Raw genomic sequence first — 17,306 nt, 5'->3', positions numbered from 1 at the left:
GGCGCGGGGGCGTACGCGAACGGCGTGCGGCCCCCGCGCGCCCGGGAGGACCCGAGGGGCACGCCTCAGACCGTGAGCGGGCGCACGGCGGTGGGCGCGTGCTCCGGGCGGGTGGCCGGCTCCTCGAACTCGTTGACCTTGTCGATGTCGGCGGCCGCCATCGAGATGTTGGTGACCCGTTCCAGGATCGCCTCGACCACCACCGGGACGCGGAACTCGGCGGCCAGCTTCTTGGCCTCCTCGAAGGCGGGCAGCAGCTGGTCCGGCTCGGTGACCCGGATCGCCTTGCAGCCCAGGCCCTCGACCACCCGGACGTGGTCCACGCCGTAGACGCCCAGCTCCGGGGCGTTGATGTTCTCGAACTCCAGCTTGACCTGGAAGTCGATGTCGAAGGCGCGCTGCGCCTGCCGGATCAGGCCCAGGTAGGAGTTGTTCACCAGCACGTGGACGTACGGGATCCGGTGCTGGGCGCCGACCGCCAGCTCCTCGATCATGAACTGGAAGTCGTAGTCGCCGGAGAGCGCGACGACCTGCCCTTCCGGGTCGGCGGCGGCGACGCCGAGCGCGGCCGGGACGGTCCAGCCGAGCGGGCCGGCCTGGCCGCAGTTGATCCAGTGCCGCGGCTTGTACACGTGCAGCAGCTGCGCGCCGGCGATCTGGGACAGGCCGATGGTGGTGACGTAGCGGGTCTCCGGGCCGAAGGCGCGGTTCATCTCCTCGTAGACCCGCTGCGGCTTGAGCGGCACGTCGTCGAAGTGGGTGCGGCGCTGCAGCCGCGCCTTGCGCTCCTGGGCGGAGGCGGCCCAGGCGCTGCGGTCCTTGAGGGTGCCGGCGGCCTTCAGCTCCTTGGCGACCTCGACGAACAGCTCCAGCGCGGCCCCGGCGTCGGAGGCGATGCCGAGGGCGGGGGCGAAGATCCGGCCGATCTGGGTGGGCTCGACGTCGACGTGGACGAAGGTCCGGCCGGCGGTGTAGACGTCGAGGCCGCCGGTGTGCCGGTTGGCCCAGCGGTTGCCGATGCCGAGGACGAAGTCGGAGGCGAGGAAGGTCTCGTTGCCGTAGCGGTGCGAGGTCTGCAGGCCGACCATGCCCGCGTTGAGCTCGTGGTCGTCGGGGACGGTGCCCCAGCCCATCAGGGTCGGTACGACGGGCACGCCGGTCAGCTCGGCGAACTCCAGCAGCAGCGCGGAGGCGTCGGCGTTGATGACGCCGCCGCCGGCCACGATCAGCGGGCGCTCGGACTCCTGGAGCAGGGCGATCGCCTTCTCGATCTGCACCCGGTTGGCGGCGGGCTTGTAGACCGGCAGCGGCTGGTAGGCCTCGGGGTCGAAGTCGATCTCGGTCAGCTGGACGTCGATCGGCAGGTCGATCAGGACGGGCCCGGGGCGGCCGGAGCGCATCAGGTGGAAGGCCTGCTGGAACACGCCGGGGACCTGCGCGGCCTCCAGCACGGTGGTGGCCTTCTTGGTGACCGGCGCGGCGATCGAGGCGATGTCGACGGCCTGGAAGTCCTCCTTGTGCAGCCGGGCGACGGGCGCCTGGCCGGTGATGCACAGGATCGGGATCGAGTCGGCGATGGCCGAGTACAGGCCGGTGATCATGTCGGTGCCGGCCGGGCCCGAGGTGCCGATGCAGACGCCGATGTTCCCGGCGGCGGCCCGGGTGTAGCCCTCGGCCATGTGCGAGGCGCCCTCGACGTGCCGGGCCAGCGTGTGCCGGATCCCGCCGGACGCCCTGAGCGCGGCGTAGAAGGGGTTGATGGCCGCGCCCGGCACGCCGAAGGCCGCCTCGACGCCTTCGAGCTTGAGGATCTCCACGGCCGCGCGGGCGGCTGTCATTCGGGGCATCGGGTCTCTCCTGCGTCGGCCCGCAGTGGGTCGGAGGGCTCATCTCCAGAATTCCACCATACGGAAGAACGGTTTCTGTATGTGGAATGAAAGTACGATGGGCCGGGCGGGCCGTCAAGGGGACTTCAACAGAATGTGGAACGCCGGCCGGCGGTGGTCGGGAAGGTCTCTTTACCTCCCGGTTCGCACGGGCGGGCGGCGTTCGCGCAGGTGTACCCGGGGAGCCCGCCCCTCCGCCCCCGAAAACGCGTCCGGTGTGGAGCGCCGGTGAAGGGCCGGTGCCGGAGGTCGGCCCGCCCCGCGCGCCCGGGTACCGTCGGTGCCACGCCGGGCCCGTGACGTCCAACTGAGGCCGCGGCAGGGGGGTTTGAGGGCGTCCAGGAAGCGGGGGAGCTTCCGGGGGCAGCCCCGTCCAGGACCATCGCGCCCGGTCCGCCGCACCCGAGCGAGGGACGCACCCCCTGACCGCACCGACCCGACACCCGCCGCCGCCCTCCGGTCCAGCCGGACGCGCGGGCGTACCGTTGTCGCCCGCCGCGGTCAATCCCTCTCTCCTCGGCCTGCAACGGCGTGCCCGCGGTCGCGGGTACGCGGAAAGAAGCACCCCCATGCGCTGTTCCCTGCCCCCCTTCCGGCGGTGACCGGGTGAACCCGTACCCGCGCCGTCGCAAGAGCCCGCCGGGCCACCCCCGCACGAGCACCCCGAAGGGCCGCCGCCGGCCCCCGCTCGCCGCGCTGCGCGCCGTCCCGTGGCGTCACGACCTGCCCGCCTCGCTGGTGGTGTTCCTGGTCGCCCTGCCGCTGTGCGTCGGAGTGGCCGTCGCCTCCGGCGTCCCGGCCGAACTCGGCCTGGTCACCGGCATCGTCGGCGGCCTGGTGGTCGGCCTGCTGCCCGGCAGCACCCTGCAGGTCAGCGGCCCGGCCGCCGGGCTGACCGTGCTGGTCGCCGACGCCGTCCAGCGCTTCGGCGTCGGCGCCCTCGGCCTGCTGGTGCTCGGCACCGGTCTGCTCCAGCTGGCGATGGGGGCCTTACGCCTCGGTCGCTGGTTCCGCGCCATCTCCACCTCGGTGGTGCACGGCATGCTGGCCGGCATCGGCCTCACCCTGCTGACCGGCCAGCTCTACGCGCTCGCCGACCGCCGCGCCCCCGCCACCGGCCCGGACAAGCTCGCCCGGCTGCCCGCCCTGCTCGGCGACGTCCTCGGCGGCGCCGCCCACCCGAGCGCCGTCCTGCTCGGCCTCGGCACCCTGGCGGTGCTGGTCGGCTGGAAGCACCTGCCGGAGCGGATCGCCCGCGCCGTCCCCGCGCCGCTGGCCGCGGTCGGGCTGGCCGCCGTCGTCACCGCCGCCGCCGACCTGCCGGTGGCCCGGGTCCGGGTCTCCGGACTGCTCGACGTCGTCCACCCGCCCGAGCCGGCCTCGCTCGGCGCCCTGGCCGGCACCGCCGGGCTCGGCACCGTGGTCGCCTTCACCCTGATCGCCTCCGCCGAGACGCTGTTCAGCGCCGCCGCCGTCGACCGGATGCACCACGGCCCGCGCACCGACTACGACCGGGAACTGACGGCCCAGGGGCTCGGCAACACCGTCTGCGGGCTGCTCGGCTCGCTGCCGATGACGGCGGTGATCGTGCGCAGCGCCGCCAACGTCCAGGCCGGCGGCCGCAGCAAGGCCTCCCGCTTCCTGCACGGCCTGTGGCTGCTGCTGTTCACCGCGCTGCTGCCGGGCGCCCTCGGGCTCGTCCCGCTCTCCGCGCTGGCCGCCGTGCTGGTGCACGCCGGCGCCAAGCTCGTCCCGGTGCGCCGGATCGTCGCGCTCTGCCGGGAGCACCGGAGCGAGGCGCTGGTGCTGGTGGTCACGGCCGTGGCGATCATCGCCACCGACCTGTTCGAGGGGGTGCTGATCGGCATCGGCCTGGCGGTGGTCACCTCCGCCTGGCAGACCTCCACCCTGCAGATCGCCGTCGAGGAGGTGGTGCTGACGACCGGGCAGCCGCTGCACCGCGTCCGGCTCAGCGGCAACGCCACCTTCCTGCGGCTGCCCCGGCTGCTCGACACCCTGGAGCGGCTGCCCGCCGACCGGCCGGTCGAGCTGGACTGGTCCGGCCTGCGCCACCTCGACCACGCCTGCACGGTGGCGCTCACCTCCTGGGCGGCCCAGCACCGGGCCCGCTCCACCGCCCCGCTGGCCGTCGAACCGCCGCTGCCGACGATCGCCTGAGCAGGCCCTAGCCTGGTCGCGGCCCGGGGTGATCCGGGCCGCGGCCGGTGCCGTCGACACAAGGAGCGCAGAACAGTGATCGCAGCTTTTTCGGTGACCCCGCTGGGCATCGGCGAGGACGTGGGGGAGGCGGTGGCGGCGGCCGTCCGGGTGGTGCGGGCGAGCGGCCTGCCGAACCGGACGGACGCGATGTTCACCAGTATCGAGGGGGAGTGGGACGAGGTGATGCCGGTGATCCGGGCGGCGATCGAGGCGGTGAAGGAGTACAGCGGGCGGGTGAGCACGGTCATCAAGATCGACGACCGGGCCGGGGTGGCCGACGGCCTCACCGCGAAGGTGGCCACCGTCGAGCGGCACCTCGCGGAGGGCTGACCGGGTGGCCGGCGGAAGTATCTTGACCGATCGGTCTCGAAAGACATAGCGTTCCCTCATGGCGCGAACGAAGGAATTCGACCCGGACGCGGCGCTGCAGGCGGCACTCGACCTGTTCTGGCGCCGCGGCTACGAGGCCACCTCGATGGCCGACCTGGTCGAGGAGCTCGGGATCGCCAGGGCGAGCATCTACGCGACCTTCGGCAGCAAGCACGAGCTCTACCTGCGCGCGCTGGAACGGTACGCCGAGCAGACCGACCCGGTGCTGCTGGCCGAACTGTCCCAACCCGGGCCGGTGCTGCCGGCCGTCCGGGCGATGGTGCGCCGGTACGCGGCGTCCTCCGCCGAGGAGGGGCGGGAGCGCGGCTGCTTCGTCACCAACACCGCCGTCGAGCTCGCCCCGCACGACCCTTCGGCGGCCCGCCGGGTGGACGCCAGCCTCGGCCACCTGGAGACGGTGCTGGCCGCCGCGCTGGTGCGGGCCCGGGCGCAGGGGGAGCTGCCAGACGGGCGGGAACCCCGGGCGTTGGCCCGGATGCTGATGGTGCTGATGCAGGGTATGCGGGTGATGGGGAAGACCGCGGACGGCGCGGCCCGGGTGCGGGACGCGGCCGAGCAGGCGCTGGTGCTGCTCGACTGATCCGCTCGGGGGTGCGGGGTCCGTCGTCGCTCTGCGGGGTGCTGCCGTGCGGGCCTTCTGCTGTGCGGGGTTTCTGCCGTGCGGGGTTCTTGCTGTGCCGATACTGGACCGAACGGTCATGTTAGAGAGGGGGGTCTCATGCGTGTCACCACGGCCGGTCGGCCGGGCTTCGCGCTGCTGGGCGGCGTGCAGGCCGCGCTGATCTTCACGATCATGATCCTCTCCGTGCCACTGCCCCTGGTGGCCCGGGAGTTCGGACTCGGCCCGTCCGGAGTGCTGCTGCTGAGCGCCGCCTACGGGCTCTCCTTCAGCGCGCTGCTGCTGCTCGGCGGCCGGCTCACCGACCGGCACGGCGGGCGCCGGATGCTGCGGTCCGGCCTGGCCCTGCTCGGCGCCGCCTCGGTCGGCTGCGCCCTCGCACCCGACTTCGCCGTCCTGCTGGCGGGCCGCTTCGCCCAGGGCGTCGGCGCGGCCCTCACCGCCCCGGCCGCGGTCGCGGTGGTCCGCGAACTGCGCCCCGAACCCGCCGCCTTCCGGCGGGCGATGGCCACCTGGGGCGGCCTCTCGGTGCTCGGCGCGACGGCCGGCAACCTGGCCTCCGGCGCGGTCGCCGCCGTCGCCTCCTGGCGCTGGCTGTTCGCCGTGCCCGTGCTGGTCGCCCTCGCCGGGCTGCTGCGCTCCGGCTCGCTGCCACCCGCCGCACCCGCCGGCCGCCGCCCCGCCCTGGACCTGCGCGGCGCCGTCCTCGCCACCGCCGGTGTCTGCGCGGCCAGTTACGGCCTGGTCGGCTCCGCCGAACACGGCTGGCGCACCCCCGCGACGCTCGGGCTGCTGCTCGCCGGGCTCGCCCTGCTGCTCGCATTCGCCGCCGCCGAACGCCGCACCCCCGACCCGCTGCTGCCGCCCGGCTTCCTCGCCGACCGGCGCCGCGCCACCGCGCTCGCCGCCGTCACGGCGACCGCCGCCGGCACCGCGCTGACCTTCCTGCTGCTCGCGCTCTACCTCCAACAGGTCCGCGGCTGGGGGGTGCTGGCCACCTCCGGAGCCTTCCTGCCGTACGCGGCGGTGCTGCTGCTCGCCGGCCGGCTCGCCGGGCCGCTGACCGCCCGGTACGGGCCCGTCCCGGTCACCGCCGGCGGGCTCGCCCTCGCGGCGGCCGGGCTCGGCCTGCTGGCCGGGATCACCCCCGGCAGCGGGTACGCCACCGGTCTGCTGCCCGGACTGCTCCTGCTGCCCGCCGGAGCCGCGGCCGCCTTCGCCGGCTCGGCCGTCCTCGCGACCGGCGGCGTGTCGCCCGAGCGGACCGGCCTCGCCGCCGGCGTCCTCAACACCGCCATGGAGCTCGGCCCCGCCGCGGGCCTGGCCGCCCTGATGGCGCTCGCCGCCACCCGCCCGACCGTCGTCGGCGGCTACGCCGCGGCCTTCGCGGCCGCCGCCGCCGGGCTGGCGCTCACCGCCCTCGCGGTCGCCGCCCTGCCCCGAACCACCACTGACCGCACGACATCCGAACGCACCACTCTTATCAGGGAGTTCACCTCATGACCGCACGTTTCGCCGACTCGTCCGTCCTGGTCACCGGCGCCGGCAGCGGGATCGGCCGGGCCATCGCGCTCGCCTTCGCCGCCGAGGGCGCCCGGGTCGCCGTGGCCGGCCGCACCGCGGCGCCGCTCGCCGAGACCGTCGAGCTGATCGAGCAGGTCGGCGGCAAGGCCATCGCGCTGACCGGTGACGTGACGAACGGCCAGGACGCCGCCCGCCTCGTCCGCGAGACCGTCGAGCAGTTCGGCGGGCTGGACGTGGCCGTCAACAACGCCGGGGTGTTCGGCGCGGCCGGCCCGGTCGCCGACATCGACGAGACCGAGTGGCAGCGGGTGTTCGACATCAACGTGACCGGCACCCTGCTCGCGATGAAGCACCAGATCGGCCACATGCGGGCCCACGGCGGCGGCGCGATCGTCAACGTCTCCTCCAACCTCGGCGCCCACAAGCGGATCGAGGGCGTCGGCGCCTACGCCGCCAGCAAGGCCGCGGTTACCGCGCTCACCCGTGCCGCCGCCCGCGACCACATCGGCGAGGGCGTGCGGATCAACACCGTCAGCCCCGGCCCGGTGCAGACCCCGATGTCGAGCCGGCCCGGCGAGAGCGCCGCCGACAAGGCCGCCCGGATGGAGACCGAGGTCCCGCTCGGCCGGGCGGGCGCGGTGGAGGAGATCGCCTCCGCCGTGCTCTACCTCGCCTCGCCCGAGGCGGGCTACACGGTCGGCACCGACCTGGTGCTGGACGGCGGCATCAGCGCCTGACGGCAGCCCGACCCACTCGAAACCGGCTCAACGCCAGCGCGCCGCGCGGGCGTTGAGCCGGTTTCGTTTCCCCCGTCGCGCCCCGCGCCCCCCCGCCGGGATTCGGCCGTCGCGGACGGCGAGCCGGAGCCGCTCCGGTGCGCGCCCGCACCGCCCGGCACCCTGCCGACACCGGTGCCGGTGCCGGGCCGGGCCGGGCCGAGGACGCCCGGGCCCGTCCGCGCACGACCGGCCGAATATGACGCGAACGCGTAATCCCGCCGACACCCGCTGCTCATCGCGAGGTTTCCGCGCCGTCGTTCGGGCAAGACACGGTTTCGGCCGGAACCGACATACGAAAGGCGGACGCGCAACCCATGCCGACCGCACCGCACGCCGCAGCCCCCCGGGGCCGCACCCCGTCACCACGCCGGCGAGGGCGCTGGGGCGAACACGGGCTCGCCTGGGCCTTCCTGCTGCCCTCCCTGGTGGTCTTCGTCCTCTTCATCGGCTACCCGCTGGGGCGGACCCTGTACCTGAGCGCCCACGCCAACGACCTGTTCGGCGCGCCCTCGAAGTACGTGGGACTGAAGCACTACACCGACCTGCTCAGCTCGGCCGACTTCGCCGAGACCCTCCTCACCACGGCGCTGTTCACGCTGTTCACCGTGGTCCCCGGGGTGCTGGGCGCGCTCGTGCTGGTGCTGCTCCTGGAGAACCGGATCAGGGGCGTGCGGCTGCTGCGCTCCGCCTTCGCGCTGCCGTTCGCCTTCTCGGTGGCGAGCGCGTCGGTGGTGTTCGCGGTGTTCTACAACCCCGCCAGCGGGGTGCTCAACGGCCTGCTCTCGCAGGTCGGCCTCGGCCCGATCGGCTGGCTGACGGACTCCCGGTACGCACTGGTCTCGGTCGCCGCCACCACGGTGTGGATGAACCTCGGCTACAACGTGCTGGTGCTCTCCGCCGGCATCGGCTCGATCCCCACCGAGATCGTCGAGGCGGCCCGGCTGGACGGCGCCTCGGGCCTGCGCCTGGCCCGCTCGATCACCGTGCCGATGCTCGGCCCGAACCTGTTCTTCCTCACCGTGGTCTCCACCGTCCACTCGCTGCAGAGTTTCGGCCAGATCCACATCCTCACCAAGGGCGGCCCGGACAGCTCCACCAAGACGCTCGTCTACTCCGTCTACGAGAAGGCCTTCGCCTACGGCTCCAGCGACTTCGGCCGGGCCAGCGCCCAGGCCGTGGTGCTGCTCCTCGTCGTCCTCGCCTGCACGGCCGTCCAGTTCGGCGTCCTGGAGCGGAAGGTGCACTACGCATGACTTCGATCGCCACCGAGGCCCCCGAGAAGACCGCGACCGGGCCCGCCCGCCCGCGGCCGTTCGCCGGCCGTTCGCCGCGCGACCTGCTCGGCCGGGCCGTCGTCTACCTGCTGCTCGCCGTCGCCGTGCTCACCGTGGTCTTCCCGGTGTACTACGCGATCGCCGGCGCCTTCATGGGGCCGTCCGAACTCTCCAGCTACCCGCCCGCGCTGGTGCCGCATTCGCTCACCGGCCGGAACTTCACCGGCGCGATCGACGCGATCCCGCTGGTGCGCCAGTACGCCAACTCGGCGCTGGTGGCGACGGTCATCACGCTCGCCCAGCTGGTCACCTCGATCCTCGCCGCGTACGCCTTCGTCTTCCTGCCGATGAAGGCGCGGGCCGTGGTGTTCGGGGTGTTCCTGGCGACGCTGATGGTCCCGTGGGAGGCCATCATCATCCCCAACTACCTGACGCTGTCGGACTGGGGCTTCGGCAACACCTACTTCGGCCTGGTGCTGCCCTTCCTCGCCAGCGGCTTCGGCACCTTCATGCTGCGCCAGTCCTTCCGCCAGCTGCCCGGCGAACTGCGCGACGCGGCGCGGATCGACGGCGCCGGCCACTGGCGCTTCCTGTGGCGGGTGGTCGTGCCGCTCAACAAGCCGGCCCTCGCGGCGCTGTCGATCTACGTGTTCCTGTCCGCCTGGAACCAGTACTTCTGGCCGCTCATCATCACCCGCACGGCGGAGATGCGGACCCTGCAGATCGGTCTGACCTCGCTGCGCGACTCCGAGATGGCCGACCCCGGCCTGATCCTGGCCGGCGCCGTCCTGTCGCTGCTGCCCACGCTCGCCCTGGTGGTCTTCGGCCAGCGCTTCATCGTCCGCGGCCTCACCGCGGGCGCCGTCCGGTGACCGGGCAACCGTCCTCCCCTCCCCCCGACAGAGAGAGAACCCCCGTGAAGAAGAGTGCCCGCGCGCTCGCGGCCCTGCTGGTGGCCGGCCTGTCCCTGACCGCCGTCACCGCCTGCAGTTCCTCCGGCTCCGACTCGGGGTCCGGCGGCGCCGCCGACGCGGCCCCCGGCGCGCAGGCGCTGGACCAGGCCTCGGGCGTCACCACCGTCGAGTTCTGGCACTCGATGACCGGCAAGAACGCCGACGTGCTGAACGGCCTGGTCAGCCAGTTCAACGCGGCCCACCAGGGCAAGATCGAGGTCAAGGCGCAGTTCCAGGGCAAGTACGACGAACTGGTCACCAAGTACAAGGCCGCGGTGCAGCAGAAGGGCACCCCCGCCCTGGTGCAGGTCTACGACATCGGCACCCGGTTCATGATCGACTCCAAGCAGACCGTCCCGGCGCAGGCCTTCGCCGACAAGGACGGCTACGCGCTGGACGACCTCGACGCCAACATCCGCAACTACTACTCGGCCGGCGGCAAGCTCGTCTCGATGCCGTTCAACTCCTCCATGCCGCTGCTCTACCTGAACGACGACGCGTTCAAGGAGGCCGGTCTCGACCCGGCGCAGGCGCCCAAGGACCTGGCCGGGCTGGGCGAGCTGGCGAAGAAGCTCACCAAGAAGGACGCGGATGGCAAGACCGTCCGGTACGGCTTCGGCGCCGCGATCTACGGCTGGTTCGTGGAGCAGCTGCTGGCCGAGTCCGGCACCATGTACTGCGACAACGACAACGGCCGCACCGACAAGGCGGGCAAGGTCGTCTTCGACTCCGACAAGGGCGCCGAGATCGTCCAGTGGTGGGCCGACCTGGTCAAGAACGGCTATGCCGTCAACACCGGCCGCAACACCGACGACGCCCAGGCCGCCTTCAAGGCCGGCACCGTCGCGATGCACCTGGAGTCCACCGGCGTGCTGCGCGGCTACAAGGAGGCCGCCAAGTTCGAGGTCGGCACCGCCGCGTTCCCGAAGACCTCCGCCGCCGACCAGGGCGGCCCGGTGATCGGCGGCGCCTCGCTGTGGATCAGCGGCCCCGGCCACTCGGACGCCGAGAAGCGCGCCGCCTGGGAGTTCGAGAAGTTCGTCACCTCGCCCGAGCAGCAGGCCGTCTGGCACACCGGCACCGGCTACTTCCCGGTCAACAAGAAGTCCCTGGACGACCCCAAGGACAAGGAGTGGGTGGCCAAGTACCCGCAGTTCCAGACCGCCATCGACCAGCTCAAGGCCACCAAGCCCACCCCGGCCACGGCCGGCTGCCTGCTCGGCGTCATGCCGCAGGCCCGCAAGGGCGTGGAGACCGCCATCGAGCAGACCATCGCCGGCACCAAGCCCGCGAAGCAGGCGCTGGCCGACGCGGCCAAGGAGATCCAGCCCGCGATCGAGAGCTACAACAGCTCGGTGGGGTGACCCCTCCCGGCCGGTGAACGGTGACGGCCCGCCCGGCACGCGGTCGCGTGCCGGGCGGGCCGTCGTCCGTTCTTCGAGGGCAGCAGCCGCCCGTCAGGCGGACAGTGCCTCGCCGCCGGCGTCCTCGGGCAGGGCGCAGGCCGCCGCCAGCTCGTCCAGGGAGAGGTCGAGCGCGAAGGCCAGCGCGGCGATCGTGAAGAACGACGGCGTCGGCGCCCGGCCGGTCTCGATCTTGCGCAGCGTCTCCGCCGACACCCCGGCCACCGCCGCGACCTCGACCATGCTGCGCGCGCCGCGCGCCTCGCGCAGCAGCGCCCCGAAGTGCTCGCCGCGTGCGCGCTCCCACGGGGAAAGCGGAGTCCTCACCATGGCGCCGAGTCTACGGCCATCCGCGGCCGCGGCGCCCGCGCCCGGCGATCCGGGCGCCGGCGCGGTCGATGGCGGGGCCGGTGACGGGGCCGGTGCCAGGGTGAGGCGGTCGGTGCCCGGGTCGGGCCCTCAGTGCTCCGCGGGCCAGGACGGCAGGGTCTGGATCGGGCCACCCGGCCGAGCGGCGTTCACGGCCAGGCAGAGGGTGACGACGGAGGAGCGGCGCTCCTCGGTGTAGGAGCCGAAGACCTCGTCCGGCTCGGAGTCGCACGGGTGCTTGTCGTGCTCGTCGTGGACGACCTTGGTGACCTTGAAGTCCGCGTTGGGCTTCGCGCAGTCCACGAGCTCCATCTTCGGCTTGGTCCCGTTGCCGAGGTCGTGCACGCAGTCGCCGGCCTGGGCGGCGGCGGGCTCGGACTTCTCGGCGAAGGCGGCGACGGTCAGGGCGCCGGCGACCAGCACGACGAACAGGAGCGGTCCCCACGCGCGGCGGCCGAAGCGGCGCAGTCGGGAGGGCTCGGCCGGGGCGGCGGGGAAGGCGGCGTGCTCGGGCTGCTGGGCGAGGGGCTGGGCGGGGGGCTGGGTCTCGTCGGCGGAGTCGAGCGGCGGGGTGGTCACGTCGGGTCCTTGAAATCAGATCATCGGAGTATGCGGGCGAACACTAGCGGATCCCGGACCGTCGGGTGTCACGAATTCCCTGGTGAGCGGCCTGCGACCGCCTTGTCCGCCCTCCTCCGTCCTCGTCCCCCGCGGTCGCCGCCGAGGCCCCGATCCGGCGCCGGTGACGCCCGTTCACCAGGGACCGTGATACAAATACCGGTATAAGAATTGGATCCAGGGAGGAAACCGTCATGGTCGAACTCAAGTCGGACACCGCACTCGCCGCGATGCGCGAAGCCGGGCGGGTGGTGGCCCGGGCGCTGGCCGCCGTCCAGGAAGCGGCCGGCGTCGGCGTCAGCCTGCTGGAACTGGACGAAGCGGCGCGCGCCGTGCTCCGGGACGCCGGGGCCGACTCGCCGTTCCTCGGCTACCGCCCGTCCTTCGCGCCCGTCCCCTTCCCGGCCGTCATCTGCGCCTCCGTCAACGACGCCGTCGTCCACGGCATCCCGGACGGCTACCGGCTGCGCGACGGCGACCTGGTCAGCATCGACTGCGGCGCCGTCCTCGACGGCTGGGCCGGCGACGCCGCCGTCAGCTTCACCGTGGGCACCGCCCGCCCCGAGGACACCGCCCTGATCGCGGACGCCCGCCGCGCCCTGGACGCGGGCATCGCCGCCGCCGTGGTCGGCAACCGCACCGGCGACATCGCCCACGCCATCGGCACCGTCGCCCGCTCCGGCGGCTACGGCCTGCCCGAGGACTTCGGCGGCCACGGCATCGGCCGCCGCATGCACGAGGACCCGCACGTGCCCAACGAGGGACGCCCCGGCCGGGGTTACCCGCTGAAGGCCGGCCTGGTGCTCGCCATCGAGCCGATGCTCACCCGCGGCGGCCGCGACGACCACCGCACCGACCCGGACGGCTGGACGCTGCGCACCACAGACGGCAGCCGTGCCGCCCACGTCGAGCACACCGTCGCGATCACCGAGGACGGCCCGCGCATCCTCACCCTGCTCTGACGCGCCCCTGGCTGAGGTCGCCGACATGATCAAAGCTGTGATTCGATTTTTCCGGCACCCTCCCGCGCGTCATCTCCACCGCCGAGTGGCCGGCCGCGCACCGACCGGCGGGCGGACGGCGGCGCCGCGGCCCTCGGCTGCGCCTTCCTCCCGGTGGACCACCTCCCGGTCGCCCAGCGCCCGGACGGCCTGGCCCCGGTCCTGGACCTGCTCGCGCCCTGACCCGTCGTCAGGCCGCCCCCCCGGTCGGCCGGGGGAGAACCCCACCCCCGGCCGACCGGCTGCCCGGATGGGCCCAAGTCCCCTTCCCCAGCAGACTCTTGGGCATGCCAAAACCCCAACGCGCCGCTGCGGCCGCCGCGCTCGCCGCCGCCGTCCTCAGCACCCTGGCCGTCGCCCCCGCCTCCGCGGCCGACCAGCGGCACGGCCGCCACGACGGCCTCGCCTGGGCCGACTGCCCGTCCACGCCCGGCCAGTCGTACGACCCGGCCCAGCAGTGCGCCACCCTCGCCGTACCGCTGGACTACCGGCACCCGGACGGTGACCGGATCACCCTGACCGTCTCCCGGATCGCCACCGCCAAGCCGGGCCTGCGCCAGGGCGTGCTGGTGATCATCCCCGGCGGCCCCGGCGACAGTGGCCTCGACCGCCCCGGCCGCGCCGTCAAACAGCTGCCGCAGGCCGTGAAGGACCGCTTCGACCTGATCGGCTTCGACCCGCGCGGCGTCGGCGCCTCCACCCCGGTCGGCTGCGGCCTGGACAGTGCGGACCTCGCGCCGGTCAAGCTGCGCCCCTGGCCCGCCCCGGACGGCTCGATCGACGCCAACCTCGCGTTCGCCCACCGCTTCGCCGACACCTGCGCCCGCAACGGCGGCCCGGTGCTGCGCAGCATCAGCACCGCGAACGAGGCCCGCGACATCGACAGCATCCGCCGCGCCCTCGGCGAGCGCCGGATCTCCGCCTGGGGCACCTCGTACGGGACGTACGCGGGCGCCGTCTACGCGACGATGTTCGCCCGGCACACCGACCGGGTCCTGCTGGACAGCAACGACGACCCGGACCCGGCGAAGGTCGCCCGCGGCTGGCTGGCCGCCTACGACCAGGGCGTCGAGGACCGCTTCCCCGACTTCGCCAGGTGGGCCTCGGCGCCCGGCAATCCCGACCGGGTCGCGGACACCCCCGAGGAGGTCCGCCCGCTGTTCCTCGACCTCGCCGCCCGCCTCGACCGCACCCCGCTGCCCTGGCCCGGCGCCGACCCGGCCGAGCTGAACGGCAACGTGCTGCGCACCGCCATGCTGCAGAGCCTGTACGCCGACGTGCGCTTCCCCGATCTCGCCCGGCTGATGCTGGCCGGTCTCGGCCGCCGCCCGCTGCCCGCGCCGGTGGTGGCGACCCCGGCGGCCGAGGCGGTGGCGCAGAACCACATCGCCGCCTCCGCCGGCACGATGTGCAACGACCTGACCTGGCCGGCCGACCCGGCCGGGTACGCGAAGGACGTCGCCGCCGACCGCGCGGCCCATCCGCTCACCGCGGGCATGCCGGTCAACGTGCTGCCGTGCGCCTTCTGGCCGTTCGCCCCGGCCGAGCCGCCGGTCCGGGTGACCGACCGCGGCCCGGCGAACGTGCTGCTGGCGCAGAACCTGCGCGACGTGGCCACGCCGTACGCGGGCGCCCGCAAGCTGCTGGCGGCGTTCGGCGAGCGCGCCCGGATGGTCACCGTGGACTCCGGCGGCCACGACGTGTACCTGGCCAACGGGAACGCCTGCGGCGACGCCGCGGTGACGGACTTCCTGGTCACCGGCAGTCGGCCGGCCGAGGACGTGTTCTGCCCGGCCGGCTGAACCGGCCGCACGGGGCAAGGGTGGTGGACGAACGGCCCTTGCCCCCGCGCGAGCGCCCGTTCGACGCTCGCGAATGCGTCGAAGCTGTCGCGATTTTGTGACAATCCTTCGCCAACGGGCCGCCCACGCAGGGGTTTCGCGGCCGTAATCTTCCGACTATGTCACCGAAGAGCCGCATACCTGCCCAGGACCCGGGCGACACCTGGGTGCCGCGCCCCCGCCGCCGTGAGACCCCGATGGGACTCCTCGGCCACGCGGGCAAGTTCCTCGGCAGCAGCGTGCTCGGCGGCGTCCTGCTCGCGGGCCTCGTGCTCCCGGCGGCCGGCGCCATCGGGCTGGGCGCCAAGAGCGGCGCCGAGAGCTTCGACAACATCCCGGACGACTTCAAGACCCCGCCGCTCACCCAGGCGACCCAGATCTTCGACGCCAAGGGCGGCCTGATCGCCAAGGTCTACGAGCGCGACCGCACCGTCATCCCGGCCGAGCAGATGTCCCCGCTGATCCGCAAGGCGCAGGTGGACATCGAGGACGCCCGCTTCTACGAGCACGGCGCCGTGGACCTCAAGGGCGTGCTGCGCGCGATCACCAAGAACGCGGAGAGCGGCTCCGCCGTCCAGGGCGCCTCCACGCTCACCCAGCAGTACGTGAAGAACGTCAACGTCGAGAAGGCGGGCGACGACCAGGACGCGGTGCGCGAGGCCCAGCGCAAGACCCTCGGCCGCAAGATCCAGGAACTCCGGTACGCCATCAAGCTGGAGGAGGACCTGACCAAGGAGCAGATCCTCACCAACTACCTGAACATCACCTTCTACGGCCACCAGGCGTACGGCATCCAGGCCGCCTCCCAGCGGTACTTCGGCAAGGACGCCAAGGACCTCTCCCTCCCCGAGGCGGCGATGCTCGCCGGGCTGGTGCAGAACCCCTCCCAGTACGACCCCAAGCTGCACCCGGTGGCCGCGCAGAAGCGCCGGGACACCGTCATCGACAAGATGCTGGAGCAGAAGCACATCACCGCCGACCAGGCGAAGGAGGCGAAGGCGGCCCCGCTCGGCCTCAACTACCGCGACCCGCAGAACGGCTGCATCACCGCCAAGGCCGGCATGGGCTTCTTCTGCGACTACGTGCGGCGCGTGGTCAAGCAGGACCCGGCCTTCGGAAAGAACGCCGCCGAGCGCAAGAAGCTGTGGGACACCGGCGGCCTGAACATCTACACCACGCTCGACCCGGACAAGCAGGGCGCCGCGCAGAACGCCGTCTCCACCAAGGTGTACGTCACCGACCCGGTCTCGGCCGCGATGACCATGGTCGAGCCGGGCACCGGGAAGATCCTGGCGATGGCGCAGACCCGCCCGTACGGCCTGGCCAAGGAGAAGAACGAGACCGTCGTCAACTACAACGTGGACGCGGCGATGGGCGGCGGCATCGGCTTCCAGCCCGGCTCCAACTTCAAGCCGATCGTGGCCGCCGCGGCCCTGGAGGCGGGCCTGCCGCCCACCCAGAGCTACGACTCGCCTAACCGGATGGACTGGCCGACGATGACGACCTGCGGCGGCACCTGGAAGAACGTCAACAAGGGCAAGAAGGACGGGGTCATCCCCAACGAGAGCCCGCGCGAGAAGGGCCCGTACCAGCTGAAGGAGGCGATGGCGCTCTCCGTCAACACCTACTTCGTGCAGATGGAGCAGGAGATCGGCCTCTGCGCGGTCAAGCAGATGGCCAACAAGCTCGGCGTCGCGACCAAGGCCAGCGGCGACCCGCTGGAGGAACTGCCCGGCCTCGGCCTCGGCACCGAGGAGGTCACCCCGCTGACCATGGCGAACGTGTACGCCACCTTCGCCGCCCGGGGCACCTACTGCGCGCCGCTGGCGATCAGCCGGATCAGCACCGTCGACGGCAAGGACGTCCCGGTGCCGGCCCCGCACTGCAACGCGGTGATGTCCGAGAACACCGCCGACGTGATCAACACCGTGCTGCTCGGCGTGACCGAGAAGGGCGGCACCGCCCGCAGCCTCGGCCTGGACGACGGCCGCCAGATCGCCGGCAAGACCGGCACCACCGACGAGAAGAAGTCGGCCTGGTTCACCGGCTACACCGGCAACCTCGCGGGCTCCGTCTGGCTCGGCAGCCCCGGCACCAAGGTGCCGATGCGCAACATCCGGATCGGTGGCGAGTACCAGGCCGAGGTGTTCGGCGCGACCGGGCCCGGCCCGATCTGGCAGAAGGCGATGAGCGACGCCGTCCAGGGCCTGCCGGAGAAGGACTTCACCACCGTCTACATCCCGGACCCGCCCAAGCGCGACCCCAACTGCCCCAGCACCGGCCCCACCCCCGGCGCCACCTGCACCGGCGCGCCCGCCACGGGCGGCACGGGCAAGCCGCGCGGCGGCGACCCGGTCGGCCGCTCCGCGCCGTCCGCCCCGCCGGCCGACCAGCCGGACGACGGCGGGCAGTGAGCCCGGGGCCGGAGT

Annotated in this window: 14 protein-coding genes and 1 pseudogene; 12 read left to right on the top strand and 3 right to left on the bottom strand. The window is 73.2% G+C overall.

What is annotated here, in order from left to right; translation table 11 throughout:
* Positions 1-65 precede the first annotated feature (65 nt).
* A complete protein-coding gene (gene gcl, locus ACPC54_RS24810; RefSeq protein WP_498967771.1) occupies positions 66-1,847 on the bottom strand; it encodes a glyoxylate carboligase in 1,782 nt (593 codons plus the stop codon).
* A 645-nt stretch (positions 1,848-2,492) separates the two neighbouring features.
* Here gcl and ACPC54_RS24805 point away from each other — a divergent pair.
* The 8 genes from ACPC54_RS24805 (at position 2,493) to ACPC54_RS24770 (ending at position 11,009) form a co-directional block, all read left to right on the top strand.
* On the top strand, positions 2,493-4,064 hold the full coding sequence (locus ACPC54_RS24805) for a SulP family inorganic anion transporter (RefSeq protein ID WP_498967770.1): 1,572 nt from the start codon (positions 2,493-2,495) through the stop codon (positions 4,062-4,064).
* A gap of 75 nt (positions 4,065-4,139) precedes the next feature.
* Complete coding sequence (locus ACPC54_RS24800) at positions 4,140-4,436, top strand: MTH1187 family thiamine-binding protein (RefSeq protein WP_498967768.1); 297 nt, start codon at positions 4,140-4,142, stop codon at positions 4,434-4,436.
* Positions 4,437-4,494: 58 nt separating this feature from the next.
* Positions 4,495-5,076: a TetR/AcrR family transcriptional regulator gene (locus ACPC54_RS24795; protein ID WP_498967767.1), complete on the top strand. Its 582-nt coding sequence runs from the start codon at positions 4,495-4,497 to the stop codon at positions 5,074-5,076.
* A 138-nt stretch (positions 5,077-5,214) separates the two neighbouring features.
* Positions 5,215-6,618 (top strand): MFS transporter, encoded by a 1,404-nt coding sequence (locus ACPC54_RS24790; RefSeq protein ID WP_498967765.1) that lies wholly within the window; start codon positions 5,215-5,217, stop codon positions 6,616-6,618.
* On the top strand, positions 6,615-7,376 hold the full coding sequence (locus ACPC54_RS24785) for an SDR family NAD(P)-dependent oxidoreductase (protein WP_498967764.1): 762 nt from the start codon (positions 6,615-6,617) through the stop codon (positions 7,374-7,376). The genes ACPC54_RS24790 and ACPC54_RS24785 overlap by 4 nt, the downstream gene beginning before the upstream one ends.
* 356 nt (positions 7,377-7,732) lie before the next feature.
* A complete protein-coding gene (locus ACPC54_RS24780; RefSeq protein ID WP_498967762.1) occupies positions 7,733-8,671 on the top strand; it encodes a carbohydrate ABC transporter permease in 939 nt (312 codons plus the stop codon).
* Positions 8,668-9,564 (top strand): carbohydrate ABC transporter permease, encoded by an 897-nt coding sequence (locus tag ACPC54_RS24775; RefSeq protein WP_498967760.1) that lies wholly within the window; start codon positions 8,668-8,670, stop codon positions 9,562-9,564. The genes ACPC54_RS24780 and ACPC54_RS24775 overlap by 4 nt, the downstream gene beginning before the upstream one ends.
* Positions 9,565-9,608: 44 nt before the next feature.
* The gene (locus ACPC54_RS24770) at positions 9,609-11,009 is read left to right on the top strand and encodes an ABC transporter substrate-binding protein (RefSeq protein ID WP_498967758.1); all 1,401 of its coding nucleotides are present in this window, start codon (positions 9,609-9,611) and stop codon (positions 11,007-11,009) included.
* A gap of 93 nt (positions 11,010-11,102) precedes the next feature.
* Here ACPC54_RS24770 and ACPC54_RS24765 read toward each other — a convergent pair whose 3' ends face one another.
* The gene (locus ACPC54_RS24765) at positions 11,103-11,378 is read right to left on the bottom strand and encodes a helix-turn-helix domain-containing protein (protein ID WP_498967757.1); all 276 of its coding nucleotides are present in this window, start codon (positions 11,376-11,378) and stop codon (positions 11,103-11,105) included.
* Positions 11,379-11,507: 129 nt separating this feature from the next.
* Positions 11,508-11,996, bottom strand: coding sequence for an LppU/SCO3897 family protein (locus ACPC54_RS24760; protein ID WP_498967755.1), 489 nt, complete (start codon positions 11,994-11,996; stop codon positions 11,508-11,510).
* Positions 11,997-12,229: 233 nt separating this feature from the next.
* Between ACPC54_RS24760 and map the strand changes: the two genes are divergently transcribed.
* The 4 genes and pseudogenes from map to ACPC54_RS24740 all read left to right on the top strand — a co-directional run bounded on the left by map (position 12,230) and on the right by ACPC54_RS24740 (position 17,291).
* Complete coding sequence (gene map / locus ACPC54_RS24755; RefSeq protein WP_498967754.1) at positions 12,230-12,997, top strand: type I methionyl aminopeptidase; 768 nt, start codon at positions 12,230-12,232, stop codon at positions 12,995-12,997.
* Positions 12,998-13,099: 102 nt separating this feature from the next.
* Positions 13,100-13,219: pseudogene (locus ACPC54_RS24750) on the top strand (hydrolase); the annotation flags it as partial.
* 104 nt (positions 13,220-13,323) lie between these two features.
* Positions 13,324-14,838 (top strand): alpha/beta hydrolase, encoded by a 1,515-nt coding sequence (locus tag ACPC54_RS24745; protein WP_498967753.1) that lies wholly within the window; start codon positions 13,324-13,326, stop codon positions 14,836-14,838.
* Between the two features lie 158 nt (positions 14,839-14,996).
* Positions 14,997-17,291: a transglycosylase domain-containing protein gene (locus ACPC54_RS24740; protein ID WP_498967751.1), complete on the top strand. Its 2,295-nt coding sequence runs from the start codon at positions 14,997-14,999 to the stop codon at positions 17,289-17,291.
* Positions 17,292-17,306 lie beyond the last annotated feature (15 nt).

Origin of the sequence: Kitasatospora sp. NPDC094028 (genome assembly GCF_049543595.1) — a bacterium.
Classification (GTDB): Bacteria; Actinomycetota; Actinomycetes; order Streptomycetales; family Streptomycetaceae; genus Kitasatospora.
The sequence above is the reverse complement of the archived record's forward strand: the minus strand, read 5'-3'. Positions and strand labels throughout refer to the sequence as shown.